This is a genomic window from Anoxybacter fermentans, assembly GCF_003991135.1.
In the GTDB taxonomy this organism is placed as follows: domain Bacteria; phylum Bacillota; class Halanaerobiia; order DY22613; family DY22613; genus Anoxybacter; species Anoxybacter fermentans.
Genome location: NZ_CP016379.1, coordinates 2,146,722 through 2,169,190, shown reverse-complemented (window position 1 = coordinate 2,169,190; position 22,469 = coordinate 2,146,722). Strand labels below are relative to the sequence as shown.

Genomic DNA, 22,469 nt, shown 5'->3' with positions numbered 1-22,469 from the left:
CTTATGTCGAATATATTTAGTAACCAAACCAAAAATTACCCAAAAGGAGGGGAAGTCACTTTATGTATATTCGACAACAATCTTTATTATCCTTTGAAAATATAATAGCATTACAGCCAAAAACAAAACTTGAATTAATTTTTGAAAATATAGATCTTTCGGAAGCAACAAAACTTTTACCAAGATTCGGACGAGGCCCAAAGGGATACGATCTGATTCCTATTGTTAGAGCATTGCTTGCCCAACAGATTGAACAAATTCCTACCAGGGCTGCTCTGGTCAGAAGATTGGTTACTGATCCAGTGCTTAGATATGCCTGTGGATTCAACATTATTGGAAAAGTACCCAGTGAAGCAACTTTTAGTCGATACTTTAATATCTTGAATGAAAATGGTTTTTTGCAAAAAATCTACTTTGATTTGGTCGATAAAGCTATGGAACTGGGGCTAATGGATACAAAAGTTATAGCAATAGATGCAACTGATTTAACCTCCTATGAGCGAGTGAAGCCTAAGAAAAAATTGAATTCAGACGATCCTAACACCCCTGATTGGGGTTCTAAAATGGACTCACATGGCAATCAAAAAACCTGGGTTGGTTGGAAACTTCATCTTGCAGTGGACAATAAAAGTGAACTTCCATTAGCTTTTATGTTTTCAAAGGCAAGTAAAGCTGATGGCGAATTTGCCATTCCATTAGTCGATCAAGTTTATGAGCAATGTAAAGCTAAAGAATATGAATTGCCCCAGTATTGGACAATGGATTCAGGTTATGATTGGAAACGCATCTATGAAGAAATTTATAATACTTACATAAGGTTAAGCAATTATTCCGATTAATAAACGAAAAGCCACACAGCCTCCAGAAGGATATTACGATTTTAATGGAACACCAATGTGTAGTTTGTGGATATGGGATGGTATATTGGGAACATGGAAAAGGATACAACAAGTTCCGATGTCCACACATCCTTGGAAAAGTTGATTGTCCTAACGGAAGCATATGGTGTTCAAGTTCCAACTATGGTGCTGTGGTTAAGACTAGAGTAAAAGCTGACCTTAGGTTTGTATCTACACCACATCGTGGATCAAAAAATTGGCATAAACTTTACAACAAAAGAACCAGTGTGGAGAGAAGTTTTTCAAAGTTAAAAGAACTTCTTAACCTGGAAAATATTACAGTGATGGGTATAGAAAAAGTAAAAACTCATGTATTATTAAATTGTATAGTGTTAATAGCTGTTAAGATTGCTTCATTCAAAAGCAGTTTAATTCAAAATAAGGCTGCTTAAAAGGTTTTAATAATTTTGAAAATGTTATTTTAATTCCAAGGGTGTAGTCTGCCCAAAAAATGTTTTCAATTAATGTAATACATATCAAAATATCTAGTAAACTCGTTTTTTGACTAACTTTAATTATAATGTTCATTTTTTCTATGAAAAAACGAAATTATAAAATAGCATTATTTAAAAAAATGAGGGAATTTCATAATTAAATTTTTAAACATTACAAGTCAGCATATTGTGTATATTAAGGGGATAGCAACACAATATATTGAAAATAGTTGATAGTTTTGCTAATTATGAAATTCCCTTAAATTTTTAAAGAAATATTTAAAAAAGAAGGAAATTATAGAAACAAAGCGAATAAATACAGAAATTATTGTGCAAGGGTAATGCTAAATCAAATCTTTCAAAATTATATTTGAATGAAAATGAGCTTATTGATTTTTATGAAAAGATGGCAAAGTTTATGTCTGAAAATAAAGAACTTCAAATTAATTTAGTAGATAGTCCTCCTATTCTTAGTGGTTATTTTAAATAGAAAATATGGTATTTCAATTTCATTTGATTAAAGAATTTCTTCAAACGCTCCTTAAGACTGAATTTTTAAATTATGAAAAATACGACCCTTCAGGAAGAAATTCAGGTAATAGTCTTAATGGTTATTACACTCGCAGTCTTAAAACTAAATATGGCAATATTCAGGATTTAAAGGTGCCGCGGGATCGAAATAGTGAATTTAAAACTGTTCTTTTTGAGTCTTATCAGCGTTGTGACAATTAGTTGGAAGAAATGACTATTAACATGTATGCTAAAGGTCTCAGTACCAGAGATATTGCCGAAACCATTGAAAAAATGTACGGTACTAAATACAGCGTATCCTCTGTCAGCAATTTAACAGATGTTGCTTTAGAAGAACTGAATAAATGGCACCAACGTAAATTCAAAAAACGTTATAGTGTTTTATACATGGATGGTATGAGTATAAAATTGCGTCGTGAGTATGCTGACAATGAATCTGTATATGTAATCATTGGCATCGATAAAGAAGTTATAGAGAGATTCCTATTTAGCCTCTTAAATAGATTGGATAATCATACGAAATTAAATTAAACTATATTTAAGGGGTGATGATTATGCCGAGTTCACACTATAGTGATGACTTTAAAGAAAAAATTGTTAAAGAAATTCAGGAAACGGGTAATATGACTCTAGTGGTCAAGCGACGTGAAATTGCACCAACAACAATTCAACAATGGCTAAGTAATTTTAATAAATATAGTGTTATTTCTAAAGAAAAAAAGCAAAAAATCCAAATTTAACGAGTTTACTAACACTAGCAATAATAATTATACTTTAGCCAAAGAAAATGAAACTAAAAAACCTTGTAGCACAAAACACCAAATAGAAATGATCATATTGAATCTTACCATAATATCCTGGAAGATGAATGCCTGAATAGGTATGAATTCAATTCTTTTGCTGAAGCAGCCATTTTATCAGATTTTATAATGAAGTTAGACTGCATTCTGGGACTAAATATTTACCATCCAAAGAGTTTTTAAAAGCATTTATGAGTAATTCTGTAAAAGCTAAAATTGTTAACGTATAATGTCCAAAATTAGGGGGTCAAGCCGATTAAAAATTTTTAACAATACGTCTTTTAATAGGGGGAATAAATAATGATTAGGGTAGATAATGTAACAAAAATTTTTAAAACAAAAAATTTTTTTATTTATGCTAATAAAGAAATTTCATTAAACATTAAAAAGGGAGAACTGTTTGGGTTATTCGGGCCAAATGGTTCTGGAAAAACAACCTTAGTTAGACAAATTTTGGGTTTATTAGACCCAACGTCTGGGACTATATATATCAATGGGATTGAGGTTGAAAAAAATAAGCAAAAAATCAAGGAATTAATTGGTTATATGAGTCAGTCATCTTATGCTGTTTTATGGAGTTTAACAGTTAAGGAAGCGCTTTTGATTTCCGGGCAGCTGAAAGGTCTTTCAAAAGAAGAAATTTTGAAAACCTTTAATTATTACAAAGAGTATTTTGAATTGGGTAATATAGATAATTACCTGGTTGGACAGCTTTCTGGAGGAATGCGTAGAATTGTAAACTTTATTATATCAGTTTTAGGAGTTAGACCTGTTTTAATACTGGACGAACCGACTAACGAATTAGATCCTTATAAAAGAAAGTTGCTCTGGAATAAAGTAAAAGAACTTAATTCTGCAGGAGTTACTGTTATTTTAATAACTCACAATGTTCTTGAAGCTGAGGAAGTTGTTAACCGTGTTGCAATAATGTTAGACGGGAAAATTCTTATTTCGGGAGATCCAGGTAATTTGGTGAAAAATTTTGAAGATAAAATTCGGTTAGAGTTATTTGTTTTAGATACTAACAATAAAACAATGCTAAGAAGTGATGAATTTATATCTAAATTTCCCCTTATTGAAGAAAAAAGCGAAAAACTCGTATTTTTATGTCCTAAAAAAAGTTTAGGAGAAATAATGGAATGGTTACAAAAGCATGAGCAAACTATACAAAGCTATAATTTTTCTAGAGTTACTCTGGAAGAGGTTTACTTTAAAATATTTAGCCAGCAAAAAGGTGCCTAGAGAGAGGTGATAACTTTGACCGGTTTAAAAAACAATTTGTACAATTATTATTTGTTAATAAAATTGTTTCTTTTACCCTTAAAAAACTCTTTATTTGCTTTTTTTGTAAACAACTTTGTATTACCTGTATTTTTTATAATCTTTTTTAAGTTTATTTTTGGTGATAGTTTTTTGGAAAGGGCCAGTTTTGTCATAACAGGAAGTTTGATAATAAGTATTATTAATGTAAGTTTAACTACATTGAGTAATAAAATTAATAATATTTATATATCGGATGGGATGGAGTATTTTCTTTCGCTGCCTATAAATAAATTTATCTTTGTTTTAGCTTTATTCACGTCAGAATTTTTGGCAATTTTGCCGAGTATTTTAGTAGTTATAATTTTAAGTAATGTAGTTTTTAATCTCAATTTGAGTATAAATATTTTTTTGATTATATTTTTGCTGCAGCTAGCTATATCAATGGTAGGTCTGGGAATTTTAATCGGTTTAAAATCCAAAAATTATAATGAAGTAACAGCACTATCAAGTTTTTGTTCTTATGTTTTTATTTTCTTATCGCCGATTTATTATCCCATTGAAAATTTACCCAAAATATTTCAAATTATATCATATATATTTCCAACTACATATGCGTCACAGGGAATTAGATTTTCTATGTTAGGACAAATTAGGGAAAATATAAATATAATTTACTTAAACATTTTAGTTATGTGTATCTATGTTGTAATATCATTTGTCATTGTAGCCAAAAAATTTAACTGGTCATTAGAAACATTAAAGCAGGGATAATAATATATATCATCGATTGGAAGAAAGAATCAGACCTCATGTAATATTATCATGGCTGGCATTATTATTGATTAGGATTGCAAAAAATGTTACAAAGATGACCTGGAGAAACCTTCACCATGAATTAGATAAAATCAAGACTAGGAATTCTGGAGATGTATATCAATGTATGGAATTAAACAATGAACAGTTTAACATCTTTGAAATGATGGGAATCAAGAAGCCTCCAAGGGATCTAAAAACTGAGCCTAAATCATAGGTACAGCTTTGAAAAGTAATCAAACCTTTATGGGGCTGTCTTAAAAATTCCTTTATGGCTCCAAAAGTTAAATGTTAAAAGAAAGGTATTGTCAGAAATTTTTATAAAGACAACACCTTTTTTATATGGTATAAAATATAAATATGAAAAGGAGAAATTATAATAAAAAAACGTTTATTGAGTATAACATGAATCAAACAATGTTGCCTTTGAGTTTTGATGTGTTTATTCCTGAGAATCATTTGGTAAGAGTGGTAAATTCAGCTATAGAAAGGATGAATCTGATGAATTTAAATGAACAATGAAAAAAGGAGGCCATGCCAAAAGTAATTAATTAAGGGAATTTCATAATTAGCAAAACTATTAACCATTTTCAATATATTGTGTTGCTATCATCTTAATATACACAATATGTTGACTTATAATGTTTAAAAATTTAATTATGAAATTCCCTCAATTACTTTTGGGATAGCCCCACAGCCCCTTTTTTATTTATTTCTATTTTTATCAAAAGGATTTTACAAATATGGCGAGAACTAAATTGATATATCTGAGAAATAACCAAAAGTTGAGTTTAATACGATTATAGGAGTGATTTAAAATAATGTCAAAACAACTAAAACATGTTCAGCTTTATACTGATGGGGCCTGTTCTGGAAATCCTGGCCCGGGGGGCTATGGAGCAATTTTAGTATATAAAAATCATCGTAAAGAGATTTCTGGCGGATATCAGAATACTACCAACAACCGGATGGAGATTATGGCAGTAATTCGGGGGTTGGAGATGTTGAAGGAGAGGTGTAAGGTTACGGTTTATTCTGATTCAAAATATGTGGTGGATGCTATGACTTTAGGTTGGGTGGAACGCTGGAAGAAGAATGGATGGAAGCGGAATAAAAAAGAACGGGCGCTAAATGTAGATCTCTGGGAAAGGCTTTTGGAGTTGTGTGAAAAACATGAAGTGGAATTTGTTTGGGTGAAAGGGCATAGCGGACATCTGGAAAATGAAAGGTGTGATGAGTTGGCAACTGAGGCTCTGAAAAAAGAAGGATTGCCCATAGATGTGGGAGGTAAAACTTTATAGGTTTTATGATGATTCATTAAATACATTTAAAAATTTTAAGGGAATTTCATAATTGGTTAAACTGTAAAAAGCCAATTTTTCGCTTCTTGAAAAATTTTTTGAACCATTTAAAGCTCAGTTTTCGCCGAAATAAGGCTTCCTAATCAAAGGACCCTTCTGGCCCTTGATTAGCTCATCACCTCCCGTGATGAGGCCTTATTTCGTCGGAAATCTCGCAAAGATTTAGCGAAACATTTCTATGTCGCTCAAAATTAGCTTTTTGCAGTATAATCATGATTAAATTTTTGAACATTACAAGTCAACATATTGTGTATATTAAGAGGATATTAACACAATATATTGAAAATAGTTGATGGTTTTACTAATTCTGAAATTCCCTTAATTTTAATAATATTTAGAAAAGGGAGAGGTAAATATGAGTAAAATACAAAAATGTCGACCTGGTCAAGTTGTTGAAATTTTGGGTGATCACTTTTATAAAGTTCGTTTATTGGATGGAGATACGGGGAAGTTTAAAAGTTCGTCAATTATGATGCAAAAAAAGATTAAGATAGAAGTTGGTCAATGGGTAGCTATTGCTAATGGGTATATTATATTTCGGTGGAAGGAAATTAAAAGTTCCGGTGAAGTAAATTGGGAGAAAATGATTTCTTCAATACCGGCATTTGCATTTGAATCAAGGGGATGCCATGATTCTCAGGCAGAAAATTATGATGAGATGGTTCGTTCTAATATTAATGATTATATTCGCGAAAATTATTTTGAGATTCTTGATAGAGTAATAGAATTAGCTGATTTCAAACAGGGAATGAAAGTTTTAGAGATTGGGATAGGAACTGGCTTACTTACTGAGAGGATGCCTGAAGGACTTAAAATATTTGGAATAGATATTTCAGAAAAGATGATGGAAAAGGTCAGAGAAAAAAAGCTTTCTGTACAACTCACTAAAGGAAGTTTTTGTGATATTCCCTTTTCAGATAATTCTTTTGATCGAATTCTTTCAACCTTTGCTTTTCATCATTTAACACCTGAGGAAAAAGAGATAGCTTTTGTAGAAATGGATCGTGTATTAAGACCTCAGGGATGTATAGTGATAGGTGATTTTATGTTTGAAAATGATGAACAAAAAAATAAATTGATTGAGAGATTTATCAATGAAGATAGAACTGATATGTTGGAAGAATTTGAAGATGAGTATTTTACAAATATAGAAGATGCTATTAGCAATCTTGAAAGGTTGGGATATGAAGTAGGATATGAAAGAGGATCAACTATTTCATGGATATTAAAAGCGGTAAAAAAGGATAAAAACAGTATGGTTATTACTCAATTTTGAGTTAATAAAAAATGGATATGTACCAATTGTTTAGCCCCTCCTTTATTGAAACATCAATTTTTTAAAGATGGAACTTGTAATGAAGATTTGGCAAAGAAAATTCGGTTAAAAACAGTTTTTCAATATGTTTATATACTTCCATATTTTGAATATTCACGGAAGAAGCTAAAAGAAGATATTTTATAAGGAAGTTAAAAAATAATGGGTGATATGAAAATATTAACAAAAAAAAGAGTAATCTAAACCATCTTAGTGAGATGGAAGGAGAAATAAGGCCTCATCACAGACTGTGATGAGCTAATAAAGGGCCAGGAAGACCCATTTCGATGGTTCGAAAAATTTCTTTTAAAATGAAAAATTAGCTTTTTACAGTAAAATTATAGATTATGTGAAGGAAAGATTGTGATAAGGAAAAGTATTTTTTAAGAAAAGAAGGGAATTTATGATTTTCACCGAATTTAAAAAGATATAACAATTTGAGTTCATAAGGAGGTAGTGTATGTTGAAACGTAGATTATTAATAACATCATTTATAGCCATTGTTATAACTCTGGTTATAGGCTCTGGTTTTCTTTACGCAGAGTCTATCTTTAATTGGTATCCCCGTCTTGGGAATGTAACTACTGATGGAATTGAAGTGGTTTTTAAGACTGTTGAAGAAGTGGATACATATGTCAGGTATGCCAGCAAGGATGAATATGATGCTAAAAAAGGATGGAGCGGTAAGAGTGAGACTTTTCATGGTACTCTCTTTAGAATTTCGTTAAAAGGTCTTAAGCCCAATACTCAATATGTTTATCAGGTTATGGTTAATGGTCAACCTGCTACTAAAGTATATTCCTTTTTCACCGCTCCAGAAAAACCTATTGAATTTACTTTTCTGGCCTATGGTGATACCAGAACTCATCAGGATAAGCACAAACTTCTGGCAGATAAGATGGCCCGGGATGAGACAAATCCCCGGTTTGTTATTCATGTAGGTGATCTGGTAACTAATGGTAAAGAAAATGATGAATGGCTGGATTTTTCCAAAGCCATTAAGGAGTTAGGTGCCTCAATGCCCTATTATTCAGCTATTGGAAATCATGAATATAATTCTGATAATTACTATAATAGCCTGGCTTTACCCCGGACCGGTGGTGGTCAAAACAATAGTGAATGGTATTCTTTTGACTATGCAGGTGTACACTTTATCGTATTGGATTCCAATATTATGGACAAGTATGTGAATGAAAATGTGCCCAATGCAGTTGAAAAACAGGCTGAGTGGATAATCAAGGATTTAGAAGCACATAAAGATGCCAAATGGATTATTGCTGTTTTTCATCATCCTGTATTTTCATCCCATCAAGATAGCCGTTATCCTCAGTTACAAAAAGAGTGGATTCCCATTTTCGATAAATACGGTGTAGATTTGGTCTTAAGTGGGCATAATCATATTTATGAGCGGGTTTTAAGCGGTGGTCGAAATTATATTGTTACTGGTTGTGGTGGTGCACCTTTTGACTATATATGGGAATATGAACCGCGATTAAAAGATAGTGTTTGCATTGAAGATGCAGTTCTTCAATATACCAGAGTACGGGTGACTGAAGAGAAACTCTATGTGGAGGTTGTACAGACCCATGAAGAAGCAGATGATTATGTGACTTTAAATGAAAACTTTAAGATTATTGATAAGTGTGAGATTGAGAATATTCTGCCTGAAGAGTAATATTTGGTTAAACTGCAAAAAGCTAATTTTTCGCTCCTTGAGAAATTTTTCGAACCATCTAAAGCTCGATTTCCGCCGAAATAAAGCTTCCTAATCAAAGGGCCCTCCTGGCCCTTGATTAGCTCATTACCTCCTGTAATGAGGCCTTATTTCGTCGGAAATCTCGCTAAGATGGTTTAGCGAAAAATTTCTATGTCGCTCAAAATTAGCTTTTTGCAGTTTAATCATATTTAAATTCCATAAAGAAATTTTTTGCCTGGTAATACTTGACGAGGACTTTGAAGTCTGTTATAATGTGAGAAAAATCAATTAAGTGAAAAGGCTGTGAAGGGGAGTAGTAGTCAATCCTCAGAAGTACAGAGAGCTGCCGGGTGGTGCAAGGCAGCCTTCTGAATTGGCGAACTCGCCCTGGAGCTGTCAGAGTGAAATAAGTAGCTCTGAACGGTTACAGGCCGTTATCCTGGAGCTGTGTATTTACAGCCATGAGTGGGCAGAAGGTTAATCTGCCAACAAGAGTGGTACCGCGGAAGCAAAGTCTTTCGTCTCTTGAGAGATGAAAGACTTTTATTTTTTACAGTTTTTAAAATTTAAACGGTATTAAAGGAGGATGAGTAAAATGGCACGTAAGTATAATCCACAGGAAATTGAACCCAAATGGCAAAAGTATTGGGAAGAAAAAAAAATGCACCAGGCCAATGATGATGATCCCAGGCCCAAGTATTATTGTCTTGATATGTTTCCATATCCTTCAGGTTCCGGGCTCCATGTAGGTCACTGGCGCGGATATGTATTAAGTGATGTCTGGAGTCGTTATAAGACTTTACAGGGATATAATGTTTTACACCCAATGGGATGGGACGCTTTTGGTCTTCCTGCTGAGAACTATGCTATTCAGAATAAGATTCACCCAGCTAAAGCAGTTAAAACTAATATAGAGAATTTCAAGCGCCAGCTTAAGGATATTGGTGCCATGTATGACTGGTCAAGGGAAATTAATACTACTGATCCTGAATATTACAAATGGACCCAGTGGATTTTTGTCCAGATGTTTAAAAAAGGATTAGCATATCGTAAAGAAATGCCTATTAATTGGTGCCCCGAATGTAAGACTGGCCTTGCCAATGAAGAGGTTGTAAATGGTTGCTGTGAACGCTGTGGTGCTGAGATTACCAAGAAAAATTTGAAACAGTGGATGTTGAAGATTACAGCATATGCTCAGCGGTTGCTGGATGATTTAAAAGATCTTGATTGGCCTGAGAAAGTTAAAAAGATGCAGACCAACTGGATTGGTCGGAGTGAAGGTGCTGAAATTACTTTCAAAGTTGATGGGCATGATGAAACTATTACTGTTTTTACCACCCGTCCTGATACCCTTTTTGGTGCTACCTATATGGTTCTTGCTCCTGAACATCCAGTGGTAGAAAAAATCACCACTCCTGAGCAAAAAACTTCAGTAGAGAAATATGTGGATGAGACTTTGAAAAAGTCTAATGTTGAGCGTATGATTGAAGATAAGAAAAAGACCGGCGTTTTCACCGGTGCTTATGCAATTAATCCTATCAATGGTGAGAAATTGCCCATCTGGATTTCTGACTATGTATTGATGGATTATGGAACTGGTGCAATTATGGCTGTTCCGGCTCATGATCAGCGGGATTTTGAATTTGCAAAAGAGTTTGGCCTACCTATTAAAGTTGTTATCCGTCCTGATGGGGAAACTTTCGAAGCTGAAGATTTGAAAGAAGCATATACCGGGCCAGGTAAGATGGTTAATTCCGGTGAGTTTACAGGACTTGATTGGGAAGAGGGTAAAAAGAAAGTCACCCAATATCTTGCTGACAGAGGGATTGGTAAAGCTACAGTAAACTATAAGTTACGTGACTGGGTTTTCTCCCGTCAACGGTATTGGGGGGAACCGATTCCTATTATTCACTGTGAGAAGTGTGGAATGGTTGCTGTTCCTGAGGAAGAATTACCCGTTCGTTTACCTGATGTAGAAAGTTATGAACCAACTGGTACAGGTGAATCACCATTAGCTGCCATTGAAGAATGGGTTAATACCACCTGTCCTGAATGTGGTGGGCCTGCTAAACGTGAAACTGATACCATGCCTCAATGGGCTGGATCTTCCTGGTACTTCCTGCGTTATCCTGATCCTCACAATACCGAGGAGCCGTTTAGTAAAAAAGCAATGAAAAAGTGGATGCCGGTTGACCTTTATGTAGGTGGTGTGGAACATGCAATTCTGCATCTACTTTATGCACGTTTCTTTACCAAATTCCTTTATGATATCGGTGTAGTAGATTTTAAAGAACCATTTAAACGTCTCTTCAATCAGGGTATGATCTATAAAGATGGTGCCAAGATGAGTAAATCTAAGGGTAATGTGGTAAGCCCTGATGAACTGATAGAAAAATACGGTCGTGACGCTATCCGCCTCTATGAACTCTTTATTGGTCCACCTGAAGTGGATGTAGAGTGGAGTGACCAGGGATTTGAAGGTGTAGCCCGTTTCTTAAACCGGACCTGGAATCTAATCACTGAGATTGTGGAAGAAGGTAAATTTATTGAACCTACTAAAGAGTTAGAACGTGCCCGTCACGGTTTGATCAAAGATGTAACTGAGAGAATCGAAGAGATGAAGTTGAATACCGCTGTAAGTGCTTTCATGTCCTATGTTAATTTCTTAAGCAAACAAAGGGAAACTGGTGTTGACCGGGCTTCTATAGAGACTTTAGTATTGCTCTTAGCACCGTTTACTCCACATTTAAGTGAGGAATTGTGGGAAATTCTGGGTCATAATGAAAGTATCTTTACTGAAAAATGGCCGGAATACGATCCAGAGATGCTGGTTACACAGGAGATGGAGCTCCCTATACAGGTTAATGGTAAAGTACGTGATACATTGGTAATTGATGTTAATGCATCAAAAGAAGAAATCCTTACTAAAGCAAAAGAACTCTCCAATGTGCAGAAGCATATTGAAGGTAAGACTATAGTTAAGGAGATTTATGTACCGAAGAAGATTGTAAATATTGTAGTGAAGGGTTAAAATAGATAAACGGGTTGGAATTTAATGTTTTCAACCCGTTTTACTCATTTAGAATTGTTCAACAAAATTGAATTAAAATTCTTGAATATGGAGGTGGAATAATGAGCGATTTTTTTGATGAATTGTTTGGTAAAAATAAAGAGCAATCTGTTGAGGTAGGTGTTAAAAGTAGTAGTGGAAACAATTCCACAGTCAAGAAAGGATTTAACTATAGTCTGTTATATAAAATACCCCTGGGATTGATCTTATTGGTACTGTTGGTAATGTATATGATTACCGGTTTTTATACTGTTGAGCCCAAAGAAGTAGGAGTAGTTACCCGGTTCGGTAAGTTTTTGTCCATAACGGGGCCAGGTTTACACTATCATCTGCCCTATCCCTTTGAAAGTGTTAATATTGTTAATGTTACTGATGTGCGTCGGGTTGAGATTGGATACCGTACTATTAAGCCAGCACCTGATGCCAGGTATCAGGATATGCCAGAAGAAGCACTAATGCTGACAGGAGATCTCTCAATTGTATCTGTTGAAGCAACAGTACTGTATAAAATCAAAAATGCTGCTGATTTTATCTTTAAGGTTCAGAATCCAGAAAATACAGTTAAAGATGCTGCTGAGGCTGCTTTACGCCAGATTGTAGGTCTAAACACTATCAATGATATTTTAACTTCTGAAAAGGCAGCAATTCAGGCTAAAACCCGTCAACTTTTACAGGAAATTCTGGATAAATATGAGACCGGGATTATGGTTGTAGGTTTTCTTTTACAGGATGTAAGTGTTCCACCTGAGGTGGAGGAGGCTTACCGTGATGTAGCCAGTGCAAAAGAGGATAAACAAAAGAAGATTAATGAAGCATTAGCTTATAAAAATCAAATTATTCCTAAAGCCCGGGGAGAAGCAGCCAAAATTATTAATGAAGCTGAAGCCTATAAAGCTGCCCGGATTGCTCAGGCAAAAGGTGATGTGGCCAGATTTGAGCAGATTTTAACCCGCTATAAGATGGGGGAAGATGTAACCCGAATTAGATTGTATTTAGAAACTATGGAAAAAGTCCTGCCAGGATTAAATAAAATTATTATTCCAGAAGATAGTGCTGGAGTCTTAAAACTCCTCAACCTCAATCAGGAGAAAGGAGGAGAAAAATAATGCGTAAAATTACATTGACCCTACTCTTTTTTGTGCTGTTTATTTTTATTGCCAATACCTGTATCTTCATTTTAGATGAAACCGAACAGGCAGTTATTACCCAATTAGGTAAGCCTATTCGCACTATTACCACACCTGGTTTAAAGTGGAAGATTCCTTTTATCCAGCAGGTACGAATTTTTGAAAAGCGACTTTTGGAATATGATGTTGACCCAGAAGTTATTTATACCCGTGATGGGAAAAACCTGGTGGTTGATAATTATGCCCGCTGGCGAATTAAAGATCCTCTCCTCTTTTATCAGACAGCTGGTGCTATTAATGCCGTTCAAGCCAAGTTGGATGATATCATTTATTCAGAGATGCGGGCTCAGTTGGGTAAATATACCTTAGATGAGATTATCTCACCGAAACGTCAGCAGATTATGGAAGTTGTTACACAGGAGAGTAATTTGAAAGCTGCCAGTTTGGGAATTGAGATAGTAGATGTGCGGATTAAAAGGGCAGACCTGCCGCCAGAAAACGCATCCTCCGTTTATGCCAGAATGAAGGCCAGCCGTCAGCAGGAAGCCAATCGTTATCGGGCTGAAGGGGAAGAAGAAGCTAACCGTATCATTTCTGAAGCTGACAAAGAACAGCAGATTATTCTTGCTGAAGCCCAGCAGCGGGCTCAGGAAATTAGGGGAGAAGGAGATGCAGAAGCGCTTCAAATTTATGCTGAGGCATACAATAAAGATCCTGAATTTTATCAGTTCCTAAAAACCCTTGAAACCTACGAAAAAGCTTTAGATAAAGATACAACTATTATTTTAGATAATAACTCGGATTTTCTTAAATATTTAGAAAATATTTATGAAAATAAATAAAATTGAAAGTGCACAGTTGTATCAGGATCAAAATTAATCCCGTCTGAAAAGACGGGTTTTTTATATTAATGATTAAAAAAAATAAAAATATGCAGGAAAAAATTTAAAAACAGAGAATAAATAAAATACCTAAAATTACTGGAAATAATAAGGAAAGGAGGGGTATGTTGTTATTTGTTTAATTTTGTCTAAATTTGTCTAAAGACAATTAATTGGAGGTGAAATAATTGAAAAATTTTGAATTTTCTCAACCTACTACACTTAAAGAATTGTTGGATCTTTTGGCTCGGGAAAAAGATTATCAATTGTTAGCAGGTGGAACAGATTTGTTAGTTAAGTGGAAGCGTGGGCAGTCTAGTCCTAAAAATGTAGTTAATTTAAAACAGATTCAGGAGTTGAATTTTCTTTCACTGGATGAAAAAGGTCTGGAGATTGGTGCTCTGGTAAAAATTGCTGATTTGATCAAAAATTCTGTTATACAAGAGAAATATCCGGCTCTCATCCAAAGTGCTAAAGCCCATAGTTCTCCTTTGATCAGGAATCTGGCTACTGTAGTGGGTAATGTTTGTAATGCCTCACCTGCTGCTGATCTGGTTCCTGCATTATTGGTCTATGATGCAAAGGTAAAGATTAGAATGGGAAATGAAGAACGGTATGTGGAATTGAAGGATTTCTTTGTTGGTCCAGGTCAGACCATACTAAAGCAGGGTGAACTGGTAATTTCGATTTTTATACCAATGCCTTCCGCACAAATGAAAAGTTACTTTCTTAAGGAAGGAAAACGGAAAGCTCATGAAATTGCAGTAGCTAATTGTGCAGTCAGTTATCTGAACGATGATAGTAAAATATCAGATTTAAAAGTTGCATTGGGGGCGGTAGCGCCAAAACCGCTGCTTATTACTGAATTGGATTGGTTTACTGAAATCAATAATGCTAATTTGAATAGGTTAAGCCAGTTGGTTAAAGAAACTGTTTCACCTATTACAGATCAACGTTCGACAGATTGGTATCGTAGAGAAGTTATTCAAGTATTGGTAAAACGGGCTATTACTTTAGCCCAATCGGTATAAGGAGGGAGTAGGAATGAAGATACCGATTCAATTTGTGATTAATGGTGAGAAGATAGAATTATCTGTTCCTGCTAATATGACTCTCCTTGATATGATTCGCCAGGAACTTAATCTTACGGGAACTAAAAAAGGTTGTGATGAGGGAGATTGTGGCGCCTGTACTGTCCTGATGGATGGCAAACCTGTGAATTCATGTATGGTACTGGCTGTAGATGCCAACGGAAAAGAAATTCTGACTATAGAGGGGCTTAAAGGTAATAATGGTGACTTACATCCGATTCAACAGGCATTTGTTGAAGTGGGAGCAATTCAATGCGGATTCTGTACTCCAGGTATGGTTTTGACGGCTAAAGCCCTTCTGGATCAGAATCCAACTCCTACCGAAGTAGAAGTACGTGAAGCAATTTCTGGAAATCTGTGCCGCTGTACCGGTTATAAAAAAATTGTTGAAGCGATTATTAAGGCCGGTGAGTATCTTAAGGTGAAGGGGGCGGAAAATGAATGAAATATTCTACAATCGGAAAACGAGAGATTAAAGTTGATGCCAAAGTTAAGGTGACCGGGGAAGCCAGATATGTAGATGATCTGGTTGTTAAGGATATGTTAATTGGTAAGGTCTTAAGAAGTCCCTATGGTCATGCTAGAATTTTGAAGATTGATACGAGTAAAGCCGAAGCATTACCTGGTGTTAAAGTCGTTGTAACTTTTAAAGATACTCCCAAAATCCCCTTCAATACAGCCGGTTTTCCACCATCTGAGGGAGCAATCCTATTAGAAGATCAATATATACTGGCCGATAAAGCACGATTTGTAGGTGATCCCATTGCTGCTGTTGCTGCTGTGGATGAGGATACAGCCAGAGAAGCTCTGGAATTAATCGAAGTGGAATATGAACCGCTGCCGGTAATTTTGGACGGTCTAGAGGCTTTTGAAAATAAGGATGTATTGATTCATGATGAACGGAGTAAGGATAATATTTGCGGTCGCATTCCTATGGTTATAGGAGATCTTGAGAAAGGATTTGCCGAAGCTGATTATATCTTTGAAGATACATATCGTACTCAAAAAGTATATCAGTGTTCAATGGAACCGTGTGGAGCAGCACTGGCTGAAATTGATGTTAATGGCCGGATTAGGATTTATACTTCGACCCAGATGCCTCATCTGGTACGGAGTATTACTGCTAAAAGTCTGGGCATGCCCATCCGTGATATTCAGATCATCAAACCATATGTCGGTGGAGCCTTTGGTAGTAGGTTGGGAGTTGTAAATGAGCCCATCGTGGCACTTCTTGCTAAAAAAGCTGGTCGTCCAGTTAAGTTAGTATATGATCGTCACGAATCCTTTTTTACCGAATCGCGGCATCCTGCAATCATGACTTTAAAAACAGGGGTTAAAAAAGATGGTACATTTACAGCGAGATATATGAAAGCTATTGTGGATACTGGAGCCTATGCTACACACGGGCCATCATTGACCGCGGTATTGGGTGGATGGTTTATAGGAATGTACAAGACACCAGCCATTCAGTTTGAAGGATATACTGTCTATACCAATACTCCCCCCTGTGGTGCTTTTCGCGGTTATGGTAATCCACAGGCTACTTTTGCGGTAGAATCTCAGATTGATCAGATTGCAAGGGAATTGGGGTTGGATCCAATAGAGATCAGGCTCAAAAACCATCCATGTAAAGGAGAGACCTGGCTTTGGAGTCAGATGCCCATTGAAAGTTGTGGCTTAGAGGAATGTATGAAGCGAGCAGCTATAAGTATCGGCTGGGAAGAGAAACGGAAGAAAAAGAAAGAAGAGACCGGGACAAAACGCCGGGGTGTGGGTTTTGGTTATATGATGCATGTAAGTGGTGCACGCCCCATGCTGCATGAGATTTCTTCTGCTGTAGTGAAAATAAATGAAGACGGATCGGTTAATTTGATTTATTCCTGTTCAGATGTTGGTACGGGTTCAGCTACTGCTTTGACCCAGATTGCTGCTGAGACACTGGGTGTACGTTATGAAGATGTAATTATTACCCAGACTGCAGATACGGATACAGCTCCCTTTGATATTGGAAGTCATGCCAGTCGCCAGATTTATTCTGGTGGTTATGCTGTTAAAAAAGCGGCAGAACAGGCCAAGTCTGGAGTGTTGAAGATAGCAGCAGAGATGATGAATTGCAAACCTGATGAATTAGATACTAAAGATGGTTATGTATATCATAAAGAAGATCCAAAACGCCGTTTGACAATTGCAGAAGTTTCTAAAGAAGCTCATTTTGGTAAACACGGTCATCAAATTATGGGTATGGCAAGCACCGAGCCGCCAGGAAATCCGCCTGTATATGCTGTTCAGTTTGCTGAAGTAGAAGTGGATATTGAGACAGGGAAAGTAGATGTATTAAAGGTTGCTGCTGCTCATGATGCCGGTACTGCTATTCATCCACCATCTGTGGAAGGGCAGATTGAAGGAGCACTTCAGCAGGGTATCGGGTATGCTTTGACTGAGACCATGCTTTATGCATCTGATGGTCGCCCATTGAATGCTAACTTTTCTGATTATAAATTATTAACTTCTATGGATATGCCGGAGATTGATTCAATTATTGTCGAAGCATCTTCTAAGACCGGGGCCTATGGGTGTAAAAGTATTGGTGAATCGGGATTGGTTGCCACTGCTGCAGCCATTGCTAATGCCATTTATGATGCAGTAGGAGTACGGATTAAGGAACTACCAATCACTCCTGAGAAGCTGTTGGCTGCTTTAAAGGAGAAGGAATAGATTAAAAGGGGGAGGTGGGTTACAAACCGCCTCTCTTTTTTAATGAGTTTAAATTTTAAAAATATTCTCTAGATGCAGGAAAATTTATTTTAAATAATGAATTATTAAAATGATAATTTCTGCCAGGTAGGGAAATACAGGAGAAGATTGTTTTGAATGGCCAGGCGGAATCACATGGCCAAATTTTGCAGTTCAGGGAAATATTCTGGTTAATTAAAAAAACTATCCAGGTGATGGCCGATCTTTAAAGAAATGAAGCGGCTTTAAAACTTTTCTATTTTTATTTTAAAGAACAATAATTCTTTACTTAAGGGGGGAATAGAACAATGGATAAAAGGAAAGCTAAAAAATATGAAGTAAAAGGTTATAAACTTGTTTGTCCAATATGTGGTCATGAACGTTTCTGGACACGTAAAACTCTCATGAATACTCCTGGAGTAACCTTTTTGGGTTTTGATTGGGCCAATAAAGAAGCTGATAACTATATTTGTGAAAATTGCGGTTATATAATGTGGTTCTGGAGTAAATAAGTCATGAATTTATAAAAATCTATACTACTAATGATAAAAGTCAGCATGCTATTGCTGACTTCTATTTTTTTTAATATTATTTTTTATAGATAGTGCACAACTTGAAAGATAGATGTTGTTGATGATAATCAAATTCGTTTCATAGTCTAGTTAATTAATACCAAATTTTTCTCTTCACAGATTTGGAGAATAATGTTATAATAAATGAAATAAAAAGACAAAAATCATTTTTCATTAGATTAAAATACTTTCCAAAGAAGATGTAATAAATACATATTAAATACATATGTGTAATGGCTGTTTGGATATTAAAGTGAATTTGAGCCTAATTTATGATAGATCTAAAATAAAGTTTAATATAACTTAAAAAATCCATTCAATCTGTAAGGAGGATTAAAAAATGAATATATTACTGAAAAATTCAAACTTCAGGATCTTATGGTTGGGAGAAACAATTTCTAATTTAGGAAATTCATTTTCACAAATAGCAATAATATGGTTAATAAAAGAGCTTACAGGTTCAGCCTTGTCTATGGGGCTAAGTATGTTATTTTTTTATATTCCGGCTATTATTTTTAATTCATTTTCTGGAGTGGTGATGGATTTATATGGGCGTAAAAAGGGACTCATAACTTTTGGTTTTTTTCAGGGAATAGTCGGATTGATAATACCTTTTTTGATGTTTATTGACCGTATTAATATCATATATATTTTTTTAATTATAACTGCTATGTCTATATTAAGTTCATTTTATAATCCAATTAGAAAATCTATAATTCCGGATTTAGTGGAAAATACAAATATAAATAAAGCTGTATCCATGATGGAATTTAGTAAAAAGATAACACATTTCCTGGGATTTGGTTTAGCAGCTATAATCATTGAAAAAATAAGATTATTATATGCTTTTGTTTTGGATGGAAGTTCGTTTATTGTAGCAGCTATATTGTTTTGCAATCTTAAGGTAAAATTAAAAAGAAGTATAGTGAATAATAAGAAAACAATGCTAAAGATTAAGGAACAATATATTAACATATTAAGATTATTATTTAATAATAAGTTTATATTATCTATAGTTGTACTTTATAGTTTTTTGAATTTTTATTTTATTCCAATGAATATTATATTAACGAAATTGGTTGAGCAATTTCATGGAGATATAAGTCAGTATTCTTATTTGATGATGGCTTTTGTTATAGGACAGGTTTTATCCAGTATCATTAGTGGATATATCAAAAATGCGAATCATAGGTTAAAAATTTTGAATATGTCATTTTTAATAGGGGCTTTATTGGGTTTATTGGGTTTCAGTAAAAGTTTTTTTATTACTGAAGTTTTGATAGGATTAATAGGAATAGTGTTTGTTTCTTTAGATATTTTTATTGAAGTTTTTCTTCAATATATAATACCTCAAGATATTAGAACGGGAGTATTTAGCATAGTCATAATGCTAGGTTTATGCCTTACTCCAATCTCTTATATTATGGTAAGTTATGCTTTAGAAGTTTTGAATGTTTTATTTTTATTTAAGATTATGGGTAGTAGTATTATTCTTTTAAGCATTATATTTGGATTTGTATCTGGTAAATATTATAATCGATCATTTTACGAAGAAAGTTTTAAAACTTCCATCAGGACTAACTAAAGATTAAGATTATAGGACTGAGTAAAATTTATCATTAAAATAAAGTCGGCAAAAATTTGCTGGCTTTTTTTGTTTTTATTAGGCTGTAAAACGAAGAAACTCTCTAAATCAGATAGTTATAAATTCACTATACCGGGACATACTAAGGAATGATACAATTTCAAAGTTAAGGTTGGAGGGATTTGATGAATATTTTATGGGTTATCGGATTAGGAAGTGGACTTGCGGGAGCAGCTGCTTTTCGTGCTATTTTTCCGCTGATATTAGCTTCGTTTACCAGAGTTGTTAATTTTCCTCCAGCCCTGAAGTGGCTTCAGTCTACCCCTGTTTTACTATTTTTGCTAATTTTGATGGTAGTGGAATTTTTGATAGATGAGCTCCCTGGAGTAAGTTTTCTCCATTCTATTATTTACATTGCAATCAAAGTTCTTGTGGGTGGAATTCTCTTTAGTGCAGCTGTAGGAATTAATCCGTTTATAGGAATCATTCTGGGTGGATTAATTACTGGTTTTTTAATTTTTTCCCGCCTGGCTTTAGAACCCTGGATTCAGCGTGAACAACCATATTTTCGTCATTTAGAGTATCAAACTATTGAAAATCTAGCTTCCATAGTATTGACTATTATAGCCATTGCAGTTCCATGGTTTAGTCTTCTTGTTATTGCCGGGTTAATCTATAGTACAATCAAAGTTGCACAACAGGTTGCATAAATGCATAAATGAAAGGAGGAACTGTATGAGGGGCGGTTTTTTCCGTGGTCTTATTGTAGGAACAGTGATAGGAACTATTTCGGGTATGTTGATGGGGCCCGAATATAGAGATAGGGCTAGAGAATTTTTTAATCAGGGTGGTCATATGCTAAAACGGGCTCAGGAAGGATTGGAGACAGCAAACAACTTGATTAATAGAGGTCGTCAAATATTACAACCAGAAAAGTCTGAAACCGGAGAAGATGGTAAGGAAAATATTGCCCGGCGTGTAGCTGTTTTAGAGAAAAGATTGGAGGAGTTAAGCCAAAAGGGAGTTTAAGGTGATCAAAATGAAATTACAGGAAAAATATCAAAAGTTATTAATTTTGATCCTTTTACTCCTGGCCGGTTTTTACTTTTTGTATCTGGTCAGGGGTATTCTTTTTCCTTTTTTTATGGCAGGTGTGATTGCTTATCTTGTTAATCCAATGATTGAAAAACTTTTGGGACGCGGTTTTAACCGGGTTGGAGCTATTATTTTACTATTCAGTATGCTTTTAACTATAAGTCTTATCTTTGGTGTTTTTGGACTTCCTTTAATTGTAGAAGAACTGAATAGTTTAAGCCAGACTCTACCTACTTATGTAAATAGCCTTCAGACTCGATTGGATCAATTATGTAAGGATTTACAGCGGGTGAAGATGCCTGCCATTTTAAAACAGGTGGCAGACCAGACTCTACAAAAAGTAGAACAGGCAGGTCTGGATTTTCTTAATCGTCTTACTGATTTGATCTTTAACTTTCTCTCTCATTTGATGAGTCTGGTAATGGCGCCAATTATAGCATTTTATATCTTAAAGGATCTGGAGATTCTGACTGAAAGTGTTAAGAGCTGGGTTCCCCGTAAATACCAAAGAGAGGTTTTTAAACTCTGGAATGATATTAATAAAGTGCTCAGTGGTTTTATGCGGGGCCAGTTTCTTGTAGCCATTTTTATTGCGATTTTAACGACAATTGGACTAATAATTTTGAAGGTTAATTTTGCCATAGTTTTAGGTGCTATTGCTGGTGCTTTTAATGTCATCCCCTATCTGGGCCCAATTCTCGGTGCAATTCCAGCAGTGGCCATAGTTCTCATCAAATCTCCTATTCGGGCTTTAGGAGTGGTGATTCTTTTTATCGTTATTCAGCAAATTGAGAGTGGTTTAATCTCACCCAGAATTATGGGTGAAAGTGTAGGTTTGCATCCATTAACAGTTATTTTTGCTGTCCTTGCCGGAGGGCAGATTGGTGGAGTTGTGGGGATGATATTGGCTGTTCCCATTGCTGGTGTAGTCAAAGTTATTTTAAAATTTATTTATGTAAAGCTAGCTGAGTAAAAGAAAATTCCTCTTGACAGATACCGGTTTTTTTCGATATAATTTGAGATAAGTTAGAAATTAAATATTCTTAAAGACGATGATAGAAGTGAAGTAAGTTAGACCCAGTTCCAAGAGAGGAGATCCCTTAGGCTGGAAGGATCTCTGTTCATGGCTAACTGAAAGCCCTTCTTGAGTCGTAGACCGAAATCTTTTGAGAGTAAGTCTTTACCGTCTGACAGGCGTTAACT

General features: G+C 35.0%; 20 protein-coding genes, 2 pseudogenes and 1 other annotated feature. All 22 genes and pseudogenes read left to right on the top strand.

Annotated elements, in window-relative coordinates:
- Window positions 1-62 precede the first annotated feature (62 nt).
- The 22 genes and pseudogenes from BBF96_RS16710 (at window position 63) to BBF96_RS09745 (ending at window position 22,239) form a co-directional block, all read left to right on the top strand.
- Window positions 63-839: a transposase gene (locus BBF96_RS16710; RefSeq protein WP_205665618.1), complete on the top strand. Its 777-nt coding sequence runs from the start codon at window positions 63-65 to the stop codon at window positions 837-839.
- A 77-nt stretch (window positions 840-916) separates the two neighbouring features.
- Complete coding sequence (locus BBF96_RS16705) at window positions 917-1,291, top strand: transposase (protein ID WP_205665617.1); 375 nt, start codon at window positions 917-919, stop codon at window positions 1,289-1,291.
- 537 nt (window positions 1,292-1,828) lie between these two features.
- A pseudogene (locus BBF96_RS17470) lies at window positions 1,829-2,332 on the top strand (IS256 family transposase); the annotation flags it as partial.
- A gap of 86 nt (window positions 2,333-2,418) precedes the next feature.
- Window positions 2,419-2,604, top strand: a complete 186-nt coding sequence (locus BBF96_RS09835; protein WP_127016985.1) for a helix-turn-helix domain-containing protein — start codon at window positions 2,419-2,421, stop codon at window positions 2,602-2,604.
- 360 nt (window positions 2,605-2,964) lie between these two features.
- Complete coding sequence (locus BBF96_RS09830) at window positions 2,965-3,906, top strand: ABC transporter ATP-binding protein (protein ID WP_127016984.1); 942 nt, start codon at window positions 2,965-2,967, stop codon at window positions 3,904-3,906.
- 15 nt (window positions 3,907-3,921) lie between these two features.
- Window positions 3,922-4,698, top strand: a complete 777-nt coding sequence (locus BBF96_RS09825; protein ID WP_164730998.1) for an ABC transporter permease — start codon at window positions 3,922-3,924, stop codon at window positions 4,696-4,698.
- Window positions 4,699-4,765: 67 nt separating this feature from the next.
- Window positions 4,766-4,957, top strand: coding sequence for a hypothetical protein (locus BBF96_RS09820; RefSeq protein WP_164730997.1), 192 nt, complete (start codon window positions 4,766-4,768; stop codon window positions 4,955-4,957).
- Between the two features lie 143 nt (window positions 4,958-5,100).
- Window positions 5,101-5,259: pseudogene (locus tag BBF96_RS17640) on the top strand (IS1182 family transposase); the annotation flags it as partial.
- Between the two features lie 302 nt (window positions 5,260-5,561).
- Entirely contained in the window at window positions 5,562-6,041 is a 480-nt protein-coding gene (gene rnhA, locus BBF96_RS09810; RefSeq protein WP_127016981.1) for a ribonuclease HI, read from the top strand.
- Window positions 6,042-6,456: 415 nt separating this feature from the next.
- Window positions 6,457-7,377, top strand: a complete 921-nt coding sequence (locus tag BBF96_RS09805) for a class I SAM-dependent methyltransferase (protein ID WP_127016980.1) — start codon at window positions 6,457-6,459, stop codon at window positions 7,375-7,377.
- Between the two features lie 502 nt (window positions 7,378-7,879).
- A complete protein-coding gene (locus tag BBF96_RS09800; RefSeq protein ID WP_164730996.1) occupies window positions 7,880-9,091 on the top strand; it encodes a purple acid phosphatase family protein in 1,212 nt (403 codons plus the stop codon).
- A 315-nt stretch (window positions 9,092-9,406) separates the two neighbouring features.
- Window positions 9,407-9,641, top strand: a binding site (T-box leader).
- A 66-nt stretch (window positions 9,642-9,707) separates the two neighbouring features.
- Window positions 9,708-12,143: a leucine--tRNA ligase gene (gene leuS, locus BBF96_RS09795; RefSeq protein WP_127016978.1), complete on the top strand. Its 2,436-nt coding sequence runs from the start codon at window positions 9,708-9,710 to the stop codon at window positions 12,141-12,143.
- A 101-nt stretch (window positions 12,144-12,244) separates the two neighbouring features.
- A complete protein-coding gene (gene hflK / locus BBF96_RS09790) occupies window positions 12,245-13,288 on the top strand; it encodes an FtsH protease activity modulator HflK (protein WP_205665616.1) in 1,044 nt (347 codons plus the stop codon).
- Window positions 13,288-14,151 (top strand): protease modulator HflC, encoded by an 864-nt coding sequence (hflC, locus tag BBF96_RS09785; protein WP_127016977.1) that lies wholly within the window; start codon window positions 13,288-13,290, stop codon window positions 14,149-14,151. Before hflK ends, hflC begins: the two co-directional genes overlap by 1 nt.
- A gap of 227 nt (window positions 14,152-14,378) precedes the next feature.
- Entirely contained in the window at window positions 14,379-15,221 is an 843-nt protein-coding gene (locus BBF96_RS09780; RefSeq protein WP_127016976.1) for an FAD binding domain-containing protein, read from the top strand.
- 13 nt (window positions 15,222-15,234) lie between these two features.
- Entirely contained in the window at window positions 15,235-15,726 is a 492-nt protein-coding gene (locus BBF96_RS09775; protein ID WP_127016975.1) for a (2Fe-2S)-binding protein, read from the top strand.
- On the top strand, window positions 15,723-17,996 hold the full coding sequence (locus BBF96_RS09770; protein ID WP_127016974.1) for a xanthine dehydrogenase family protein molybdopterin-binding subunit: 2,274 nt from the start codon (window positions 15,723-15,725) through the stop codon (window positions 17,994-17,996). The genes BBF96_RS09775 and BBF96_RS09770 overlap by 4 nt, the downstream gene beginning before the upstream one ends.
- Before the next feature lie 326 nt (window positions 17,997-18,322).
- Window positions 18,323-18,526 carry a hypothetical protein gene (locus tag BBF96_RS09765; protein WP_127016973.1) on the top strand — a complete coding sequence of 68 codons (204 nt, stop codon included), beginning with the start codon at window positions 18,323-18,325 and terminating at the stop codon, window positions 18,524-18,526.
- Window positions 18,527-18,926: 400 nt separating this feature from the next.
- Complete coding sequence (locus tag BBF96_RS09760) at window positions 18,927-20,171, top strand: MFS transporter (protein WP_127016972.1); 1,245 nt, start codon at window positions 18,927-18,929, stop codon at window positions 20,169-20,171.
- 185 nt (window positions 20,172-20,356) lie between these two features.
- Window positions 20,357-20,881, top strand: coding sequence for a DUF4126 domain-containing protein (locus BBF96_RS09755; protein WP_127016971.1), 525 nt, complete (start codon window positions 20,357-20,359; stop codon window positions 20,879-20,881).
- Window positions 20,882-20,906: 25 nt separating this feature from the next.
- Window positions 20,907-21,200 (top strand): hypothetical protein, encoded by a 294-nt coding sequence (locus BBF96_RS09750; protein WP_127016970.1) that lies wholly within the window; start codon window positions 20,907-20,909, stop codon window positions 21,198-21,200.
- 10 nt (window positions 21,201-21,210) lie between these two features.
- Window positions 21,211-22,239, top strand: coding sequence for an AI-2E family transporter (locus BBF96_RS09745; protein WP_236777932.1), 1,029 nt, complete (start codon window positions 21,211-21,213; stop codon window positions 22,237-22,239).
- The last annotated feature ends 230 nt before the right edge of the window (window positions 22,240-22,469 follow it).